The following is a 16411-nucleotide window of genomic DNA, read 5'->3' as shown; positions in this document are numbered from 1 at the left end:
GGTGCGCGATACACGGAGAAGTAACGATTATTTCGAAGAGTTCTTAGTCGACATTGAAGTTGGCATTAAAGAAACACAGGAAGCCCTCGACGCAGGTAATTTTACCACACCTAGCGAGCGAGTTAATGTTGCCCAGCGTATATATCAGCTCGCTATTATGCGAGCGGTAGCGCACTACTCATACGGTGCTCACCTTGGGGATATTAAGCGCTATACCGAAGCGATTTTGCCGTATCGCAAACAACTGACACACTACTGTGATAAGTTACCTGCAAATCATCAAATATACCGTCACGCTTTTGAAAAGTTGGGCGGGCAAATCGATGCTGTCGGCTCCCCTAATATCAATCGTTATATCTACACTTTGTGGTGGCTGGCACTTTTACAAGCCAGTGATGTCGCTCCAGCTCATATTCAAGAAGTGCTAGACGTTATTGGCGAACGCGGTAAAGACACCTTACTTGATAATATAGCCATTGCACTTGGTGATATCGATAGGCCTGTTTCGCCCACACTCTACTACCCTGAAATTTATCAAAACCTTTCACTCGCTTTTACAGTACCCAATGAACAAAAGCCTGATTTACTCAACCAATTTGCACAAAGTTGGTACATCAAGTTAGAGGGTTTGGCGGACTGGCATGATAATCACAACTGTGAATGCGAATTCGAGTACACGGATTATTACATTGGCTATTGGTGCTTTGAATTAGCTTTAGTCGCTAATATTCTAGAAATACCAAGAGAATCCTTAGAAGATAGTGTTTATGTTCCGGTTGATTTAATCAGATAAACTTCTGCGCATGATTTTTAAGAAAGGATAGGCTGAACCACTTGGGTGTTGCAGGGCTAGGCAGCTAACCTCCACCGACAGTAGTCGCCCCTCGATTTCCATGATACCGATTATCGACCAAGTCATGGATTTACGAGATATCACCGCCAATGTCATGTTACTAACCGACGATGATGAAGCCAACGACACCGACGCTTGGCTTGCCTTTACCCTAACGGGTATTGGTTTAGTGCCAGTTGTGGGCTCAGCAGTCAAAGGCGTGGGTAAGGTTATCTTAAAAAATACTGGAGAGTCTCTCTGTGCTGCGCTTGCCGTACTGCGGCTTTTTACCCAAAGAAAAGTCGGTAAAGGCGACCCTGTTAAATACCTAAGAGACATCAACTGGCAAGACTTAGGAAAACAATCCGCCACGGAAGTAAAAAACATCGTCAAAGGCCTGCGCGATTCACTTGATGACATGTCTACCAGTTGGCACTACGACCTACTACTTCCAGACGCCGCCATCGAAGGCATGCAAGCCACGGTAAAACGCCTAGACGACGTCACCCCCAAAATCGACCAGCATATGCAACAAGCCGCCCAAGAAATCGGACAGCGAGTTAATAAAGCACAGGATGAGTATCAAGGCCAATCACCAATTCGAGGCGTTACCGATAAGCCCACCAAAGCCAAAGCCGATGAATTGGAGCCGCCAAAAGGGAATGAGCTGCCGGGGGCTAATAAAACACTAATCGTGGATGAACTTTTAATTAATGGAAAAGTGCCTTCAACTAGGAGAGGTGAATTCAATAAGTGGTTCGACTCATTAACGCCTGAGCAGTTTGAAATATTATGGGAAAATAAAGATATACGGGATACAATCGAAGCGAGAATTCGTAGGCCTGGGGGTTACCATGAGTGGTATATGGTAGCAAGAACACCAAAGTTTAAAGCGTGGGGAATAAACATGGATGAAATAAAACGGTTTAGGAGTGAAATTAATGAGCTTAAATGGGTGTCTCCAATAGATGGACGTTCCGGTATGCACGGTAAGAGTGGTTCAGGCACTTTCCATAAAGAGTTACTTGAATTAATTGATAATAGTAAAAACCTCAGCACTTTTAACACTCGACTTGATGTATTAATCAAGCGATGGAAAATCGACCCGACAATAATTCCGCATAAATTAACTAAGGAGATAAAATGAACTCTCTACTAAAAGATTGGTGTGATTTCTGTGAGAATAAAAAAAACTTTGATAAGTCTCATTTCATGACTTTATTCCATGAAAAGGAAGCGAGAAACTGCTTGGATAAAGTCTTTGCATACTTTACAAGCTTCGAAAAGTTGATAGTAAATGCAACCTTAGCTATAGAACAAAAGTATAATCCAAAAGCTACTTCGCCTCCTCTCGAAGATGAATATATATTAAATCTCATAAGACGTTTTTTTTTAACACAGACCAAATATGTTTGTGACTTTGACCAACCGATTATAGATACAATAACTAGAGGAGAGATTTGCTTCGTTTCAGAAGACATATTTTCGCAACATGAGAATGAAGATTGTCCCCATTATTGGCTGTATGACGACTTTGGAGATGTTGTAAGAGCCTCTAGAGTAGAAAATGATGAAAAAACAATAGCTCTTTTTGAAGCGCTTTATAATTTGGATGCGGATTACTATTTAGCCTGGTTTATTGCATCGCCACTTATAAAACTTGATCTCGACCTTGATAGCTATTTTGAACTTTGGAAATATAAAGTAAAGTTCTTGCTTTTAGAGGAAAAAATCATTTGTATTAAACCCTAAACGCTTAGACCACAAGATGTTAAGAGATACTTTAAAAAATAAAGAATATTATGATGATAGGGTTTCCTTTAGACTTGAATGTATTGAAGAAGATGTTGAAGAAATCAAATTTGATGATGATCCTGTCGATGTAAAGATGAAAGGTTCATTTAGGCTAGTTAGTGACTCATTGTATCTTCTCCATCAGAAATACTCTCGCGGCGATGATCTCTCAGAATTTAAGCCACTTTTATTAAATATGTTGACCTACCGCCAATGGCAAAAGGATTATGCTGACGCCTTGCCAGATAAAGAGCAAGTAGAGCGAATTGGCTGGGAAGAAATAAGAGAAGATTACCTCGAAGATCATCTTAAATGGTTGAGTTTCGCTTTCTGTTTAAATATGGATAAAGAATACTACCTAAAAGTGCTGAGTCTTATTGGTAATCAAGGTCAAGACGCGCTATTTGATAAAATTGCGATAGCGCTAGGTGACACTAATCGTGAAATAGCAGCGGATACTCTGTTCAAAAAACGTTTCGGTAAGCTTTACAAAGTAGTTGAAGGAAGTCCAGAGCAACGTCCAGCACTTGCAAAAGCCTATCTAGAGGCTTGGTATGTATTGGAGGGTAGCCCAGATTATCATTTAATGGATACAGATGCATACATTGGCTATTGGTGCTGGGAAATTGCGCTCGTTGTTAAATTATTCAATATTGATGATAGCAGCTTTATTGACCACCCATACTACCCCAAAGACCTCGTACATTGGCAAGATAATCAGTAGGAGATAAAAGTGCGCGATACACGGAGAAGTAACGATTATTTCGAAGAGTTCTTAGTCGACATTGAAGTTGGCATTAAAGAAACACAGGAAGCCCTCGACGCAGGTAATTTTACCACACCTAGCGAGCGAGTTAATGTTGCCCAGCGTATATATCAGCTCGCTATTATGCGAGCGGTAGCGCACTACTCATACGGTGCTCACCTTGGGGATATTAAGCGCTATACCGAAGCGATTTTGCCGTATCGCAAACAACTGACACACTACTGTGATAAGTTACCTGCAAATCATCAAATATACCGTCACGCTTTTGAAAAGTTGGGCGGGCAAATCGATGCTGTCGGCTCCCCTAATATCAATCGTTATATCTACACTTTGTGGTGGCTGGCACTTTTACAAGCCTGTGATGTCGCTCCAGCTCATATTCAAGAAGTGCTAGACGTTATTGGCGAACGCGGTAAAGACACCTTACTTGATAATATAGCCATTGCACTTGGTGATATCGATAGGCCTGTTTCGCCCACACTCTACTACCCTGAAATTTATCAAAACCTTTCACTCGCTTTTACAGTACCCAATGAACAAAAGCCTGATTTACTCAACCAATTTGCACAAAGTTGGTACAGCAAGTTAGAGGGCTTGGCGGACTGGCACGATAATCACAACTGTGAATGCGAATTCGAGTACACGGATTATTATATTGGTTATTGGTGCCTTGAATTGGCTTTAGTCGCCAATGTTCTAGAAATACCAAGAGAATCCTTAGAAGATAGTGTTTATGTTCCGGTTGATTTAATCAGATAAACTTCTGCGCATGATTTTTAAAAAAGGATAGGCTGAACCACTTGGGTGCTGCAGGGCTAAGCCGCTAACCTTCACTGACAGTAGTCAGCCCCTCGATTTCCATGATACCGATTATCGACCAAGTCATGGATTTACGAGATATCACCGCCAATGTCATGTTACTGACCGACGATGATGAAGCCAACGACACTGACGCTTGGCTTGCCTTTACCCTTACGGGTATTGGTTTGGTGCCAGTTGTGGGCTCAGCAGTCAAAGGTGTGGGCAAGGTTATCTTAAAAAATACTGGAGAATCCCTCTCTGCTGCGCTTGCCGTTTTACGCAAACTAGGCAAAGGCGACCCAGTTAAATACCTAAGAGACATCAACTGGCAAGACCTAGGAAAACAATCCGCCACGGAAGTTAAAAACATCGTCAAAGGCCTGCACGATTCACTTGATGACATATCTAGCAGTTGGCACTACGACCTACTACTCCCTGACGCCGCTATCGAAGGCATGCAAGCCACGGTAAAACGCCTAGACGACGTCACCCCCAAAATCGACCAGCATATGCAACAAGCCGCCCAAGAAATCGGACAGCGAGTTAATAAAGCACTGGATGAGTATCAAGGCCAATCACCAATTCGAGGCGTCACCGATAAGCCCACCAAAGCCAAAGCCGATGAATTGGAGCCGCCAAAAGGGAATGAGCTGCCGGGGGCTAAAGTTAGCAAATTAACAGATCCGAGACTTCAGAAACATTATAAAGATGTTTCAGCTTATATGGCTCACTATAAATCACGTATGGATCAAGCTATTAGAAATGGTGATTCTTCCAGAAAAATCGGTGCTTTTAAGGCTAAGATTACCGAAGGAAAAGGTGAGTTAGCAGCTGCAATGCATATGGAAAAACACTTTTCTAAACCACCTCCACCAGCGCAAATGGAGATGGGTTTTGGGCCTGGACCAGGAGTTGACCAGATTTGGGTTAAGAGAGATGGTACAGGAAATATTATCGAATATTTCGCTGTAGAAGCTAAAGGACCTGGAGCAACGCTGAAAAAAACAAAAACCATGCAAACCCAGATGTCTCTATTTTGGCTCAGAGCTAACGCAAAAAAGATGAAAAAATCGAAGAAGTACAAATCTAAAAACCAACTCGGAAGTGACTTACTCAGAGCTATGAAAAGTGGAACTCCGCCTGTTCGTCGTTTAGTTATAGAGGCGGTTGAAAAGAATGGTTCTGTTGTATCATCAAAAATTCAACCTTTACCTTAGGAATTACAATGTTAAAGATCAACCAATATGAAGAAGATTTTGAAGAGCTTATTGCTGACTCACCTATTATTATTGAAAATAGGAAGGCACAAATAGATGATAAAACATTATCATTGGAGCAGCGTAAAGAAGCATTATTTACTGTCGCAGAAGAATACCTTGATTTAGGTTATGCGTATTATATGCTTGAAGAAAACAATAAGAGCATCGTACACTTTCAAAAAGCTATGCCGTACAAGTTTAAGTTAGCATTCGAAGCTTTATGGAAAGAGCCAGAAAACTGCTGGAGCATACAGGAAACTTTGAATTGTATTTTACTTTTCGGCACGAAAGAGTTGAAATCCGAACTTATTGACTCTAATTGGAAATTAGAGAACGAGGACATTATTAACGAGTCATCCTATTTATATGACCGCCTACTTATTCAAATTGGTACCACATTCAAAGTTGATGATGTAGCATTAATTAATGCTCTAAACGTTTCTGAATTAGAAAAAGACAGAGATGTTCAACAATTTATCGTGCCTTTACTACGCTCAATTAAAGGGCTAATTACTAGTGATAAATCTCAATGGCAAATTGGCATTGACAAAGCTTTGCAATGGCACACTGACGAAGCAAAATTGGGTGAATATAGAGACATCCGGCAAGGTGTTATTTGTTTGAATGCCTTAACTCTTGCAAAGCTTGGTCGTGACATGCATGGATGGGAATGTACCAGTGAATCAATCTATTTACCGTTAAACCTCTTGAATTTAATTTAGTAAGGAAAAAAATGAGTGGCCTAATTCATTTGTATCTCATTGATGAAGCTGCTTTTCCAAAAACACTAACAGGAAGCAGCCAGAAAAAATACCAGCAACTTATTGATATTACTTTAAGTAATGGAATTCGCTGGCAAACGGTTGAATTAAATATGCGTGGCTTTATTCCTGCAATTTCCATGTGGGACAAAGTTGCTGGTAATAGCCAATTGATTGAGGCGTGTTCATTTCATTACTTTCCCAATCACCTAATTGCTCCTGATGCCGAGATAAATGGTTCTTTTGGCTTTTTTCCTTCAGAAATGGTTACTGATTTAGGTGATGTCATGGAAGAAAATCTAGACTTCGATATTAACTCTTATGATGGTAAACAGCTAGTTAAATATGTTGAGCAAAACGAAGGCGTTCTAGACCCAGACGCTTATGAGATTGTTCGAAATGCTTATTACCGAACTTTCCGAGATGCCAAAGAGCAAGACAAATCTATTGTGATCTTGATGGAGGAGTGACCTTAATAGCCTTCCATATTATTTTGTATAAAAATAATGAACAAATTTTTTGACAATTTTTATAATTATAAGGGCTTTGGAACAGCAATTAAACCAGTAATGCCAACTGAAGAAATATTACGTGAATATAAAACCAGCTACCTGAAAGGTTGCTGGAATATTGGCAAAAGTATGGCTTTTGTGGTTGGGGGAACGGCATTTTCTGGACGGTAAACCCATCCGAATATAGTGATGTACTGAAAGCATGATTATAAAATATAAATTTTGATAAGAAAGAAAAGATTGAAAACTACAGTGTTATAGGCTTAAGCGCATTTGGAGAGATTATTGTTTGGGGAAAAGAATCAGGAAATAGTATATATATCAACTCAGCTTACGGAATGATTTTTCCGTCAGATAACACTGATAAATTAATTGAGCGTGGAGAAGAAAGAATGATTGACCTTTTTTACGCTGTGCTCAGTAAAGAAAGCTTGGATTTAGACGATATCAATGATCTGCCTCTTTTTGAACGAGCTGTCGAAAAGTTAGGCCTTCTTGAAAATGGAGAAATCTATGGCTTTGTACCTGCTCTTGCCCTTGGTGGCGAACCTAAGCTTGAGAATCTCCAAAAGGTAAAAGCCACAGAACATTTGGCTTTCCTAGCTGACCTTGGAGAGAAACGCGTTATGGCGGATATCGTCGCATTGGCTAAAAAATTACCCCATAACCAGTAACATCTTTTTAAGTCTTTTCAAGACTCAGATGCCGCAAGGCCTAGCTCAATCATCCTAGCCAATATTTTCCAGCAAAAGGCATAGACTATATATGATCACTAAACGTAATGACTCTTATGAGTTAAATAACTCAAGCATCTTTGAATTAGAAAACTTTTGCAGAATTAAACTTCCGTATTCGTTTATCGAGTTTTTCCGCAACAATAATGGTGTTGCTTTTGAAGGGCTCACTTACGCCATAGACAATAAGGAGCGATTGATTGAACGAGCACTTCTTATCACAAACGATTCAAAGTTGTCAGACGATATTATGCAGTACGAAATAAAAGTGGTACTCGCCCAGATTGAAGAACGCCTAACCGACAATGAAGATTTAATGGGTGTTGAGTTACTTCCTTTTGCTTATGTCTTTGGTGGAGACTTTTTATGTTTAAACTTCAAAGATAGCAATATTGAACCGTCAGTTGTACTCTGGGATCATAATGAATCAGATGAATTAAGTCCTGTTTTTGTACTAGTTTCAGATAGTTTTGAAGCTTTTGTTGAGCGTCTCTGATAGGCTGAATATAGGTAAAATAAATGATTAGTTTGCGCCCCCTTATCAGCATTGGATATTGGATGTCGTAATTAAGAAAGGTGCTTGTCAGTCACGTGAACCAATTTCGGCGGAAAATTGCACTGTTCAGACCGGTTGTTTATAACTTTGTAAAACACACTGGTCGTGAAGATTCGATACGTCGCAAATATGTACGACCCTGTATTGACTATGAATTCAGAGCAGAGTTGCTCTTCAGTTAATTGCTGTTAACTAAGTATGCTTTCACCCTAAGGAAATATCTGTGTTTGATGGAATAGTAATAGTAGTTATACGCTATCAAAGCAAAATTCGCTGGTTTAAGGGTGAACGAGAGTTATGGATATTAGATTTGGTAAAACTAAGAGACGCTTTTATAGAAAATGGATATCAAGTTCCAGAGCTTGACGACTCTGATAGGTTTGGCCTCCATACTTTAGATGAAAATAATGTAGAAACTTTTCTGGATAAAATTCAGGGTAATGAAATAAGTTGCAGAGAACTAAGTAAGAGACTGGCATCTAGGTTCCCATCAGCTAGATCTTGGTGGGATGTTGCTGATTTATTCCCTATCATGTTTATCGACTTTGATGCTAAAAGTGTAGCCACATTTTATCATGAGGGCGTGCAAATGGAAAAGTACATACCACAACATTGGAACGGTGAATTTATAGATTTTGCAAATGAGTACCCAGAGAATATTTTTCCTGATGATGACAAGTTCTGGGTAAAAGGCGATTCTGACTTACTTAAAGTTCTAAATGAACGAGCTAGAAAGCAATGATATTATTCGAAAGCTGTGTTCGCTGATTTTCGGAGAAAATTAGTACAACACATCTAAGATAAAAGCTTTTATTAAAAAGTCAGGATCACTAGCTCAACTCATAACTTCTTAGCGCTTCGCGTGTCCGAGTTAATTGAAAATACTAACATCGTTTCACTACCTTCAAAATCAGATGCTGTAGGGGTTATTCAAAGCCACCAATAGAGGCCCAAGACATGTCACAACCATAGACAAGGTTATCTTAAAAAATACCGGAGAATCCCTCTCCGCTGCGCTTGCCGTGCTGCGGCTTTTTACCTAAAGAAAAGTCGGTAAAGGCGACCCAGTTAAATACCTAAGAGGCATCAACTGGCAAGACCTAGGAAAACAATCCGCCACGGAAGTTAAAAACATCGTCAAAGGCATGCAAGCCACGGTAAAACGCCTAGACGACGTCAACACCACACCAGAAAAGCATAACTTCTCGGCGGATAAACCACCTTATATGGACTCCTCCAATTGTACAAGCCACTTTTAGCATTACTAGATTAGGTTCCAAGAAAAACCCCACTGGATACGAGGTTACAGATTTTTCAAACGGATACGCCAAAGCTATATATCTAATAGAAGATGGTAACATTAAATTGCACACATTATCCCCTGAACTAAAGAAGTGAATTAGAATGAGCAAAATTAAAGAACCTTTAAGATCAATATTAAGAGACTATTGTCATGTTGAAGTTTATGATTCCAATATATTAAGAATGGATATCGGTCACGGAGAATCTTACCCTTATGACAGCGACTTGGTAAAGGCTCAACTTCGGGAGGCTATAGACTTAAATCTTATTTCACTAACAGAGTATGAAGAATTAACAGACGAAGATTTTGACTCGATAGAGGACCTTCATGAATGGCTAGAGGAGCTCTATTCAGAGTTATTATGAAAAGTTAGCGAGTGAAATTCTTATTAGCAGGCTTTGCCGAACACGGTTTTGAATAGACCTGTAGAGCTAATGTCTAGCTTTATAACCCTTCTCATTGCTGATAACACTAGACATAACTGAAGCGGTAAAACCAGCCAGAGCACTAACCAAATGATATAGGGATCCGAGCTAATAGATCGGTTTCTCCCATATCAATACCAATCTGGCTGAGTAATGTCGTTATTTGCCCTCTATGGTGCGTCTGATGATTAAATAAATGATGCACTAAAAAACCAAACTTGCGAGAAAAGGTTTTACCTTGTGTGTTTTTGTAGTGTAAATCGGCTGCAAGCGCCTCCTCAGTGACTTCATTCGCAAATTCAATAATCACCTTATCCATTTCAGCCCGTGCTTGTCTCAACGCTACAAAATCTTCATACAGCATCGCATCAAGTTTTGTCGGCAGCGGCATCGTTGCTACAGCGTTCAGTGCTTCAACATGATAGCTATGCTTTGTATAGCGCTTAAGCCAAATAATATCGGCAACAAGAATATGGTTTAACGACCCCATGATGGAGCCAAAAAAAGCCCCTCGATCTTGGTGTAATTCCGTGACGCTCAATCCCGAAACAGCTTCATATAATCTTTCGTTCATCCAGCGATTGTAATCCGCCATTAATTCAAAGTTTGCTTTCATCTAAATATTCCCTGCTCTTGTAAAAATTGACTAATCTCAACTTAGCGGCATTGGCTAGGTTAAAAAATACAAATATTTGCAGTTGAAAACAATCAATTTTATTGAACGCTTTAATCTCAACTATCAATTATACAAATCAAAATGCGCACGGCATAATGGCTACATCAACTTAAGAAGGAAAGCAAAATGTTAAAGAATATTGAAGGTCAACGCGTACCACAGGTTACATTCCCAATTAGAGAAAATGAAGAGTGGAAGCACGTCACCACCGATGACATTTTTAAAGGCAAAACTGTAGTTGTATTTTCTTTGCCTGGTGCCTTTACACCAACATGTTCGTCAACGCATTTACCACGCTATAACGAGCTTGCCAGCGTTTTTAAGCAAAATGGTGTCGACGAAATCGTGTGTTTATCCGTTAATGATACGTTTGTAATGAACGCATGGGCACAGTACCAAGAAGCGCAGAATATTACACTACTACCTGACGGTAACGGCGAATTCACTGACGGCATGGGCATGTTAGTTGATAAAAACGATTTAGGTTTTGGCAAACGCAGCTGGCGTTATTCAATGCTGGTAAAAGATGGTGTGATTGACAAAATGTTTATCGAACCAGAAAAGCCTGGCGACCCGTTTGAAGTATCAGACGCAGATACTATGCTTGAGTACATAAACCCGCGCCAAATCAAACCTGAGCCGGTTACCATTATTAGCAAGATTGGTTGTCCATTCTGTGAAAAAGCCAAAGCCTTGTTAAAAGAAAAAGGACTGGCATATGAAGAGCTGGTACTTGGTCAACAGGCATCGCTAACCAGCCTTAAAGCGCTGTCTGGTCGCGAAACCGTGCCGCAAGTATTTATCGGCGGTAAACACATCGGTGGCTCAGACGATTTAGCTGAATATTTCGCTTAATCATTCATCCCCCACAACATGACTTGGTGAACTTGCTCACCAAGTCAAAATGTTCCCCCTCAACACAACACGATGGCTAATAACTGACTGTCATGGGGGAGTATACCAATTTATCTTAATACTTGCTCAATTTGAAGGAGCCAATCTGACGCTAACTGCGTTAAAAATTTCTCATTTAGAACAACTAAATAGCAAAATTTTTTCCTGGTTATCGACAAGATTTTCTCGCCTCAAATAGACCTCTTAATTAAGTAAACTGGTATCACACTTTCTGATTTCGGAGCAAAAAATGAAAAAGATAAACACCGACGTAGTCGTGATTGGTGCGGGAACAGCGGGTCTCAGCGCCTATAGAAATGCCAAAAAATATACCTCAGAAGTACTGATGATTGAGTTTGGCGTATACGGCACAACGTGCGCTCGGGTTGGCTGCATGCCGAGCAAGTTACTGATTGCCGCAGCTGAAGCTGCACATCAAATTGAAGTCGCACCTAAATTTGGTATTAATGTAAAACCCGCTGAAATTGACGGTAAAGCGGTTATGGCGAGAGTAAAGCATGAGCGAGATCGCTTCGTTGGCTTTGTCGTCGAAGCTGTCGACGAACTACCTGAGCAAGATAAACTACGCGGCAGTGCAAAATTTATCAACAGCCATACGGTACAGTTGGACGACCACACTCAGATCACAGCCAAACGTTTTGTTATCGCTACAGGTTCAAGACCTAGTTACCCCGGTGCGTTTAATAATTTTGGCGACCGCTTAGTCATTAACGATAACGTTTTTGACTGGGACGATTTACCCGACTCAGTGGCCGTATTTGGCCCCGGTGTGATTGGCTTAGAACTAGGTCAAGCGCTACACCGACTTGGCGTAAAGGTCAAAGTATTTGGTGTCGGCGGTGCCCTTGGCCCACTAACCGATCCAATCGTCAAAGACTATGCCACCACGGTGTTCAGTGATGAGTTTTACCTCGACACAGATGCCAAAGTATCAGATATGAAACAGGTCGGTGACAAAGCCGAGCTTACCTACATTGACAAACAAGGGAAACCACAAACCGAGCAGTTTGACTATGTGTTGGCAGCCACAGGTCGTGTGCCCAATGTTGATAACTTAGGGCTAGAAAATACCACGCTTGAGCTTGATGACCGAGGCGTACCGCTAGCCGACCCACATACCATGCAATGTCTTGATGGCTCAGGTAACGCCCCGATTTTTATTGCTGGTGATGCCAGCAACCAGATCCCGCTTCTACATGAAGCCGCAGATCAAGGCACGATTGCAGGTGAAAACGCCGGTCGCTTCCCTGATGTGAGAGTGGGACTGCGCCGTGCAAAGCTTGCGGCGGTATTTAGCGACCCACAAATTGCGATGGTTGGAGCAAGTTATAAAGAACTGGAAAAGCAATATGGCAATTTCGGCTGCTTTGCCATCGGAGAGGTGAGCTTTGAAAACCAAGGCCGCAGCCGCGTGATGTTAAAAAACAAAGGCCATATGCGAGTCTACGCTGAGCAAGGCACCGGATTATTCTTAGGTGCCGAATTTGTCGGCCCTGCTGCTGAGCATATGGCGCATTTACTTGCTTGGGCGCTACAAAACAAGATGACCGTGCCGCAAATGCTCGAAATGCCTTTCTACCACCCAGTGATAGAAGAAGGCCTAAGAACGGCACTGCGAAATCTAAATGCAAACTTGAAGTTTGGCCCAGATATTATCAAGCACTGCTTGGAATGTGGTCCTGGCGCTTAATACAAACATTGCTGGAGCCGGCCGTAACTGCTGGCTTTATCTTTTTACTGCGTTGCTTTAAATTCTCTGGCGAGCTCTCTATTTACCGCTTTTATCGTTTTCACTACGGACTTTTCGGAAACAGGGCTCGAAAAGTAATACCCCTGAATTTTATCTACTCGTGCTTCTTTGCACACATAATACTGCTGATAGTTCTCAACACCTTCAACAACAATGCTCAATTGCAGGCTCTTAAGCATATCAATCAAACCCTTAAATATCCTTTTCCCTCTATCGTCTACCTCAATTCTGTCGGTAAGCGATTTATCCACTTTAACAATATCAATTGGATAATTAAGCAAGTGCGATATTGAAGAATAGCCCGTTCCAAAATCATCTAGCGCAATCTTGCAGCCAAGCTCTTTAATGCGGCTTAGGCTTGATATTACCCGTTCACTTTCATCCAAAAGCGCAGTTTCTGTTAGCTCAAAGGTAAATAAAGTACCGTCAATATCGACTCGTTTTAGACAATCATTGATATATGCTGGTAGAGAAATGTCTCCGAGCTGTAATGGCGACAGGTTTATTGCTAAACGAATAGGATATCCGCACTTTGTCTGTATCAGTTTCAATGTAGTGATCGCGTGCTCAATAATCCACTTTCCCAACGGTTCTATGAGCTTTGACTCTTCAGCTATTGTAATAAACTCTTGAGGACTACTTGTGTATTTTGCAGTAGGCCATCGGATCAACGCTTCGAGAGACACGACTTTGGCCTGCTGAATATCGACAATCGGCTGAAACGCTAACTCTAACTCTTGCCTCTCTATCGCTCCTCTTAAGTCTTGCTCCACGTTATACTTCATTTGGAACTCAGTCTGCATATTATCTTCGAAAATGCACGCCATCGCACTTTGGGAAGATTTAGCTCTAAATAGTGCAATATCAGCAAAACGTATTAAGTCATCAGCATTATTACCATTAAGTGGGTAAAGAGAAATTCCCATTCTTACTTGGCAGTAGATGTCTAACTCATAGATTGAATAGTTTCGGCTTAGTAACCGGATAAGCTTTTCAGCTTCTATTTTAATTTGAAGCGGGTTGTCACAAGACACCATCAAACAAGCAAACTCGTCTCCACCAAAACGACTGACAATATCCTCTTGCTTGGTGTGCCTCTTAAAACTTGCTCCTAGTTCAAGTAAAAGTTGATCAGCGATTTCATGGCCAAAGCGGTCATTTATCTTTTTAAAATCGACGATATCAACGACAAGGATCCCAGCACACTTATAGCGCTTTTTATCGGCTTGCATCAGCCGCTGGCAGGTTTCTTCAAAATAGTAACGATTATACAACCCCGTCAATGAGTCGCGTTCAGCCATCTGCTTTACTTGCAGGTAGCTTTTATGCAGTTGACTTTCTAGCTCAAAGCGTTTCCTTGCTTGGATAATAGAACGGCTCAAAAGCGATGCGGTGACTTCTTCTTTGAGTAGAAAGTCCTGTACGCCCAAATCTAGACATTTCAAAACCAACTCTTCAGAATGCGAATTGCTGATCATGACTATGGTTAAATCTTTAATATGGTTAATACGCTTAAGTTCAATAAGTAAGTCCAAACCATTTTTGGACGGCATATTGTAATCCAGTAGTAATAGGTCGAAGCAAAGCTCTTCTAGCGCAAAGATTCCTTCTTCTACTGTACTAACCTCTGTCAATTGATGTTCAATCCCGCCTTTCACTAAGGAACGGCGGATCATCTTTCGGTCAACCACATCATCATCAACGAGCAATATATTCATTTACAACCTCATTACTTAGTTGGAAACTGTACAATTCGCCAATATCCATCCAACATATCAACAAGGCTCATCATTGAGTTACTTGCTTCTTCTTTTAAAAAATATCCTGCTACGTTTTTTTCATAACTATGATGAATATCATCTTCATCTTTCGAAGTAGTAAGTACAAACACAACGGTATCTTTTAACTCTGGGTCATCCCTCAACTTACCTAAAAACTCAAGCCCACCCATGCGAGGCATTTTTAAATCTAATAGAACAATAAATGGATACTCTATTTTCTTAGTTTGTAAGAATTCTAACGCTTCAACGCCATCAATTGCCCGAACCATAGGGTTCATAATCTTGCGTTTTGAAAAGCTACGTTTTACGGTCATATAGTCAATGTCATCATCCTCGACGACCAGCACTGTAATATCATTATTTTGCATAAAATGAATACCTAATTTGGATTAACTCTGGTATCTACTTTTGGCCACTTGATCACAAACTCAGTACCAACATTGCTATCCACAATGTCGACCGAGCCGCCATAGAAATTGAGCACTTTTTTAATTATTGCCAAACCCATACCACTACCTTCTTGTTGATCTCTAGGTTTAAGCGTTTGGAACATTTCAAATACTTTCTCTCTATACTCAGGTGGGATCCCCGGTCCATCGTCAATAAAATGCATTTCATACTCTTCAGGGCTTTCTTTAACGTGGATTATTAGTGAGCCATTTTCACAGTCGTGGTGTTTAAGCGAGTTGCTAATTAAATTGCGGGTCACTACTTCAAGTGCTGTTTTTGGTAAGGTGACAATTAAAGAAGTACATTCCAATTTCAGCTTCGCCTCAATATCAATAGAGTCATATATCTCTTTTGTAAACTCGCTGAATTCAAACGTTTCGTTTTCGCTATGCTTTCGATTTACCCGCGAGTAAATCAGTAAGTCATGGAGCAATTTACTCATTCTTGATACACGTTGCTGAATTAAATCAAAATTCTCCTTAGCACCATCGGGTAACTCATCGCCGTAGTCTTCATCAATCCAAGTTACCAACTTGGAAATCGCATTGAGTGGCGCTTTTAAATCATGAGAGGCAATATAAGCAAATTCGTCTAAGGCTTCATTGGAGCGCTTTAACTGAGCGACAAGATGCTCCCTTTCGGTTACGTCACTGGAAAGCCCTAAAATATACGTCGCGCCTTTGGCATCATAGAATCGCTTTTTGCGAGTAAATAATGTTCTTACGCCACCATCTGGGAAATTGATAATCTCCAAACACTCTGCATACCCTGTTTCCAAGGCTTTTTTATCATCTTTAATGAACTCTTCTACTTCTTCTGGTTGATAAGAGTCAAGTGTGGTGTAGCCAATAATTTTCTCTCTGGCTTCTTCTGGATACATGGAGCGAAAAGCACTGTTCGCTTTTACGATCCTGAGCTGATCATCTTTGATAAAGGCGTAGTCCGGAATATTGTCAAAAATTAAATCGGAAAGCGCATCATCGCCAATAAATCTGTCTGCTTTCTCAAGTAGGGTTGAGTCTGTCATAGGAATTTACATTGGGAACAGGTAATAAGATCTATAGTAGGAAAGCGATATTATTCAAGATAAAAGTAA

Annotated in this window: 18 protein-coding genes and 1 pseudogene; 15 read left to right on the top strand and 4 right to left on the bottom strand. The window is 40.7% G+C overall.

Features of this window, described 5'->3' with window-relative positions; translation table 11 throughout:
• The first annotated feature begins 1 nt into the window (after nt 1).
• The 13 genes and pseudogenes from PPIS_RS20020 (at nt 2) to PPIS_RS19965 (ending at nt 9683) form a co-directional block, all read left to right on the top strand.
• Nucleotides 2-793, top strand: coding sequence for a PoNe immunity protein domain-containing protein (locus tag PPIS_RS20020; protein WP_096040904.1), 792 nt, complete (start codon nt 2-4; stop codon nt 791-793).
• Between the two features lie 457 nt (nt 794-1250).
• Nucleotides 1251-1511 (top strand): annotated as a pseudogene (locus PPIS_RS25755) (hypothetical protein); the annotation flags it as partial.
• A gap of 464 nt (nt 1512-1975) precedes the next feature.
• Nucleotides 1976-2584: a hypothetical protein gene (locus tag PPIS_RS20010; protein ID WP_010379497.1), complete on the top strand. Its 609-nt coding sequence runs from the start codon at nt 1976-1978 to the stop codon at nt 2582-2584.
• Nucleotides 2585-2600: 16 nt separating this feature from the next.
• Complete coding sequence (locus PPIS_RS20005; protein WP_010379495.1) at nt 2601-3350, top strand: PoNe immunity protein domain-containing protein; 750 nt, start codon at nt 2601-2603, stop codon at nt 3348-3350.
• Nucleotides 3351-3359: 9 nt separating this feature from the next.
• Complete coding sequence (locus PPIS_RS20000) at nt 3360-4151, top strand: PoNe immunity protein domain-containing protein (RefSeq protein WP_096040903.1); 792 nt, start codon at nt 3360-3362, stop codon at nt 4149-4151.
• A gap of 443 nt (nt 4152-4594) precedes the next feature.
• Nucleotides 4595-5410 carry a hypothetical protein gene (locus tag PPIS_RS19995; RefSeq protein WP_036958030.1) on the top strand — a complete coding sequence of 272 codons (816 nt, stop codon included), beginning with the start codon at nt 4595-4597 and terminating at the stop codon, nt 5408-5410.
• A gap of 8 nt (nt 5411-5418) precedes the next feature.
• Entirely contained in the window at nt 5419-6174 is a 756-nt protein-coding gene (locus tag PPIS_RS19990) for an Imm49 family immunity protein (RefSeq protein WP_010375993.1), read from the top strand.
• Between the two features lie 11 nt (nt 6175-6185).
• A complete protein-coding gene (locus PPIS_RS19985; RefSeq protein ID WP_010375994.1) occupies nt 6186-6683 on the top strand; it encodes a hypothetical protein in 498 nt (165 codons plus the stop codon).
• Between the two features lie 149 nt (nt 6684-6832).
• Complete coding sequence (locus PPIS_RS25750) at nt 6833-6931, top strand: GAD-like domain-containing protein (protein WP_081693778.1); 99 nt, start codon at nt 6833-6835, stop codon at nt 6929-6931.
• A gap of 132 nt (nt 6932-7063) precedes the next feature.
• The gene (locus PPIS_RS25480; RefSeq protein WP_019647467.1) at nt 7064-7399 is read left to right on the top strand and encodes a DUF1851 domain-containing protein; all 336 of its coding nucleotides are present in this window, start codon (nt 7064-7066) and stop codon (nt 7397-7399) included.
• Nucleotides 7400-7490: 91 nt separating this feature from the next.
• Nucleotides 7491-7955 carry an SMI1/KNR4 family protein gene (locus PPIS_RS19975; RefSeq protein WP_010375996.1) on the top strand — a complete coding sequence of 155 codons (465 nt, stop codon included), beginning with the start codon at nt 7491-7493 and terminating at the stop codon, nt 7953-7955.
• A gap of 283 nt (nt 7956-8238) precedes the next feature.
• On the top strand, nt 8239-8757 hold the full coding sequence (locus tag PPIS_RS19970; RefSeq protein ID WP_010375998.1) for a hypothetical protein: 519 nt from the start codon (nt 8239-8241) through the stop codon (nt 8755-8757).
• A 662-nt stretch (nt 8758-9419) separates the two neighbouring features.
• On the top strand, nt 9420-9683 hold the full coding sequence (locus tag PPIS_RS19965; protein ID WP_010376000.1) for a hypothetical protein: 264 nt from the start codon (nt 9420-9422) through the stop codon (nt 9681-9683).
• Nucleotides 9684-9825: 142 nt separating this feature from the next.
• On the opposite strand, the gene PPIS_RS19960 is transcribed toward PPIS_RS19965, so the two are convergent.
• The gene (locus PPIS_RS19960) at nt 9826-10359 is read right to left on the bottom strand and encodes a DinB family protein (protein WP_010376002.1); all 534 of its coding nucleotides are present in this window, start codon (nt 10357-10359) and stop codon (nt 9826-9828) included.
• Nucleotides 10360-10545: 186 nt separating this feature from the next.
• Between PPIS_RS19960 and PPIS_RS19955 the strand changes: the two genes are divergently transcribed.
• Both PPIS_RS19955 and PPIS_RS19950 read left to right on the top strand, forming a co-directional pair.
• Nucleotides 10546-11274 carry a glutathione peroxidase gene (locus PPIS_RS19955; RefSeq protein WP_010376005.1) on the top strand — a complete coding sequence of 243 codons (729 nt, stop codon included), beginning with the start codon at nt 10546-10548 and terminating at the stop codon, nt 11272-11274.
• A 289-nt stretch (nt 11275-11563) separates the two neighbouring features.
• On the top strand, nt 11564-13024 hold the full coding sequence (locus PPIS_RS19950) for a dihydrolipoyl dehydrogenase (protein ID WP_010376006.1): 1461 nt from the start codon (nt 11564-11566) through the stop codon (nt 13022-13024).
• 44 nt (nt 13025-13068) lie between these two features.
• Here the strand turns inward: PPIS_RS19950 and PPIS_RS19945 are convergent, their stop codons facing one another.
• The 3 genes from PPIS_RS19945 to PPIS_RS19935 are packed head-to-tail and all read right to left on the bottom strand — an operon-like array spanning nt 13069 to nt 16342.
• Nucleotides 13069-14802, bottom strand: a complete 1734-nt coding sequence (locus PPIS_RS19945) for a putative bifunctional diguanylate cyclase/phosphodiesterase (protein ID WP_010376009.1) — start codon at nt 14800-14802, stop codon at nt 13069-13071.
• An 11-nt stretch (nt 14803-14813) separates the two neighbouring features.
• A complete protein-coding gene (locus tag PPIS_RS19940; protein ID WP_010376011.1) occupies nt 14814-15233 on the bottom strand; it encodes a response regulator in 420 nt (139 codons plus the stop codon).
• Between the two features lie 11 nt (nt 15234-15244).
• Nucleotides 15245-16342, bottom strand: a complete 1098-nt coding sequence (locus PPIS_RS19935) for a sensor histidine kinase (RefSeq protein ID WP_010376014.1) — start codon at nt 16340-16342, stop codon at nt 15245-15247.
• Nucleotides 16343-16411: the final 69 nt, after the last annotated feature.

The sequence above is a fragment of the Pseudoalteromonas piscicida genome (genome assembly GCF_000238315.3).
In the GTDB taxonomy this organism is placed as follows: domain Bacteria; phylum Pseudomonadota; class Gammaproteobacteria; order Enterobacterales; family Alteromonadaceae; genus Pseudoalteromonas; species Pseudoalteromonas piscicida.
The sequence above is the reverse complement of the archived record's forward strand: the minus strand, read 5'-3'. Positions and strand labels throughout refer to the sequence as shown.

What these genes read in the sequence shown, in the direction of transcription:
- PPIS_RS19985 (WP_010375994.1), top strand. Translation starts at nt 6,186, where the DNA reads ATGAGTGGCCTAATTCATTTGTATCTCATTGATGAAGCTGCTTTTCCA.
- PPIS_RS20010 (WP_010379497.1), top strand. Translation starts at nt 1,976, where the DNA reads ATGAACTCTCTACTAAAAGATTGGTGTGATTTCTGTGAGAATAAAAAA.
- PPIS_RS19945 (WP_010376009.1), bottom strand. Translation starts at nt 14,802, where the DNA reads ATGAATATATTGCTCGTTGATGATGATGTGGTTGACCGAAAGATGATC.
- PPIS_RS19990 (WP_010375993.1), top strand. Translation starts at nt 5,419, where the DNA reads ATGTTAAAGATCAACCAATATGAAGAAGATTTTGAAGAGCTTATTGCT.
- PPIS_RS19965 (WP_010376000.1), top strand. Translation starts at nt 9,420, where the DNA reads ATGAGCAAAATTAAAGAACCTTTAAGATCAATATTAAGAGACTATTGT.
- PPIS_RS19975 (WP_010375996.1), top strand. Translation starts at nt 7,491, where the DNA reads ATGATCACTAAACGTAATGACTCTTATGAGTTAAATAACTCAAGCATC.
- PPIS_RS19935 (WP_010376014.1), bottom strand. Translation starts at nt 16,342, where the DNA reads ATGACAGACTCAACCCTACTTGAGAAAGCAGACAGATTTATTGGCGAT.
- PPIS_RS19955 (WP_010376005.1), top strand. Translation starts at nt 10,546, where the DNA reads ATGTTAAAGAATATTGAAGGTCAACGCGTACCACAGGTTACATTCCCA.
- PPIS_RS19950 (WP_010376006.1), top strand. Translation starts at nt 11,564, where the DNA reads ATGAAAAAGATAAACACCGACGTAGTCGTGATTGGTGCGGGAACAGCG.
- PPIS_RS19940 (WP_010376011.1), bottom strand. Translation starts at nt 15,233, where the DNA reads ATGCAAAATAATGATATTACAGTGCTGGTCGTCGAGGATGATGACATT.
- PPIS_RS19960 (WP_010376002.1), bottom strand. Translation starts at nt 10,359, where the DNA reads ATGAAAGCAAACTTTGAATTAATGGCGGATTACAATCGCTGGATGAAC.
- PPIS_RS20005 (WP_010379495.1), top strand. Translation starts at nt 2,601, where the DNA reads ATGTTAAGAGATACTTTAAAAAATAAAGAATATTATGATGATAGGGTT.
- PPIS_RS25480 (WP_019647467.1), top strand. Translation starts at nt 7,064, where the DNA reads ATGATTTTTCCGTCAGATAACACTGATAAATTAATTGAGCGTGGAGAA.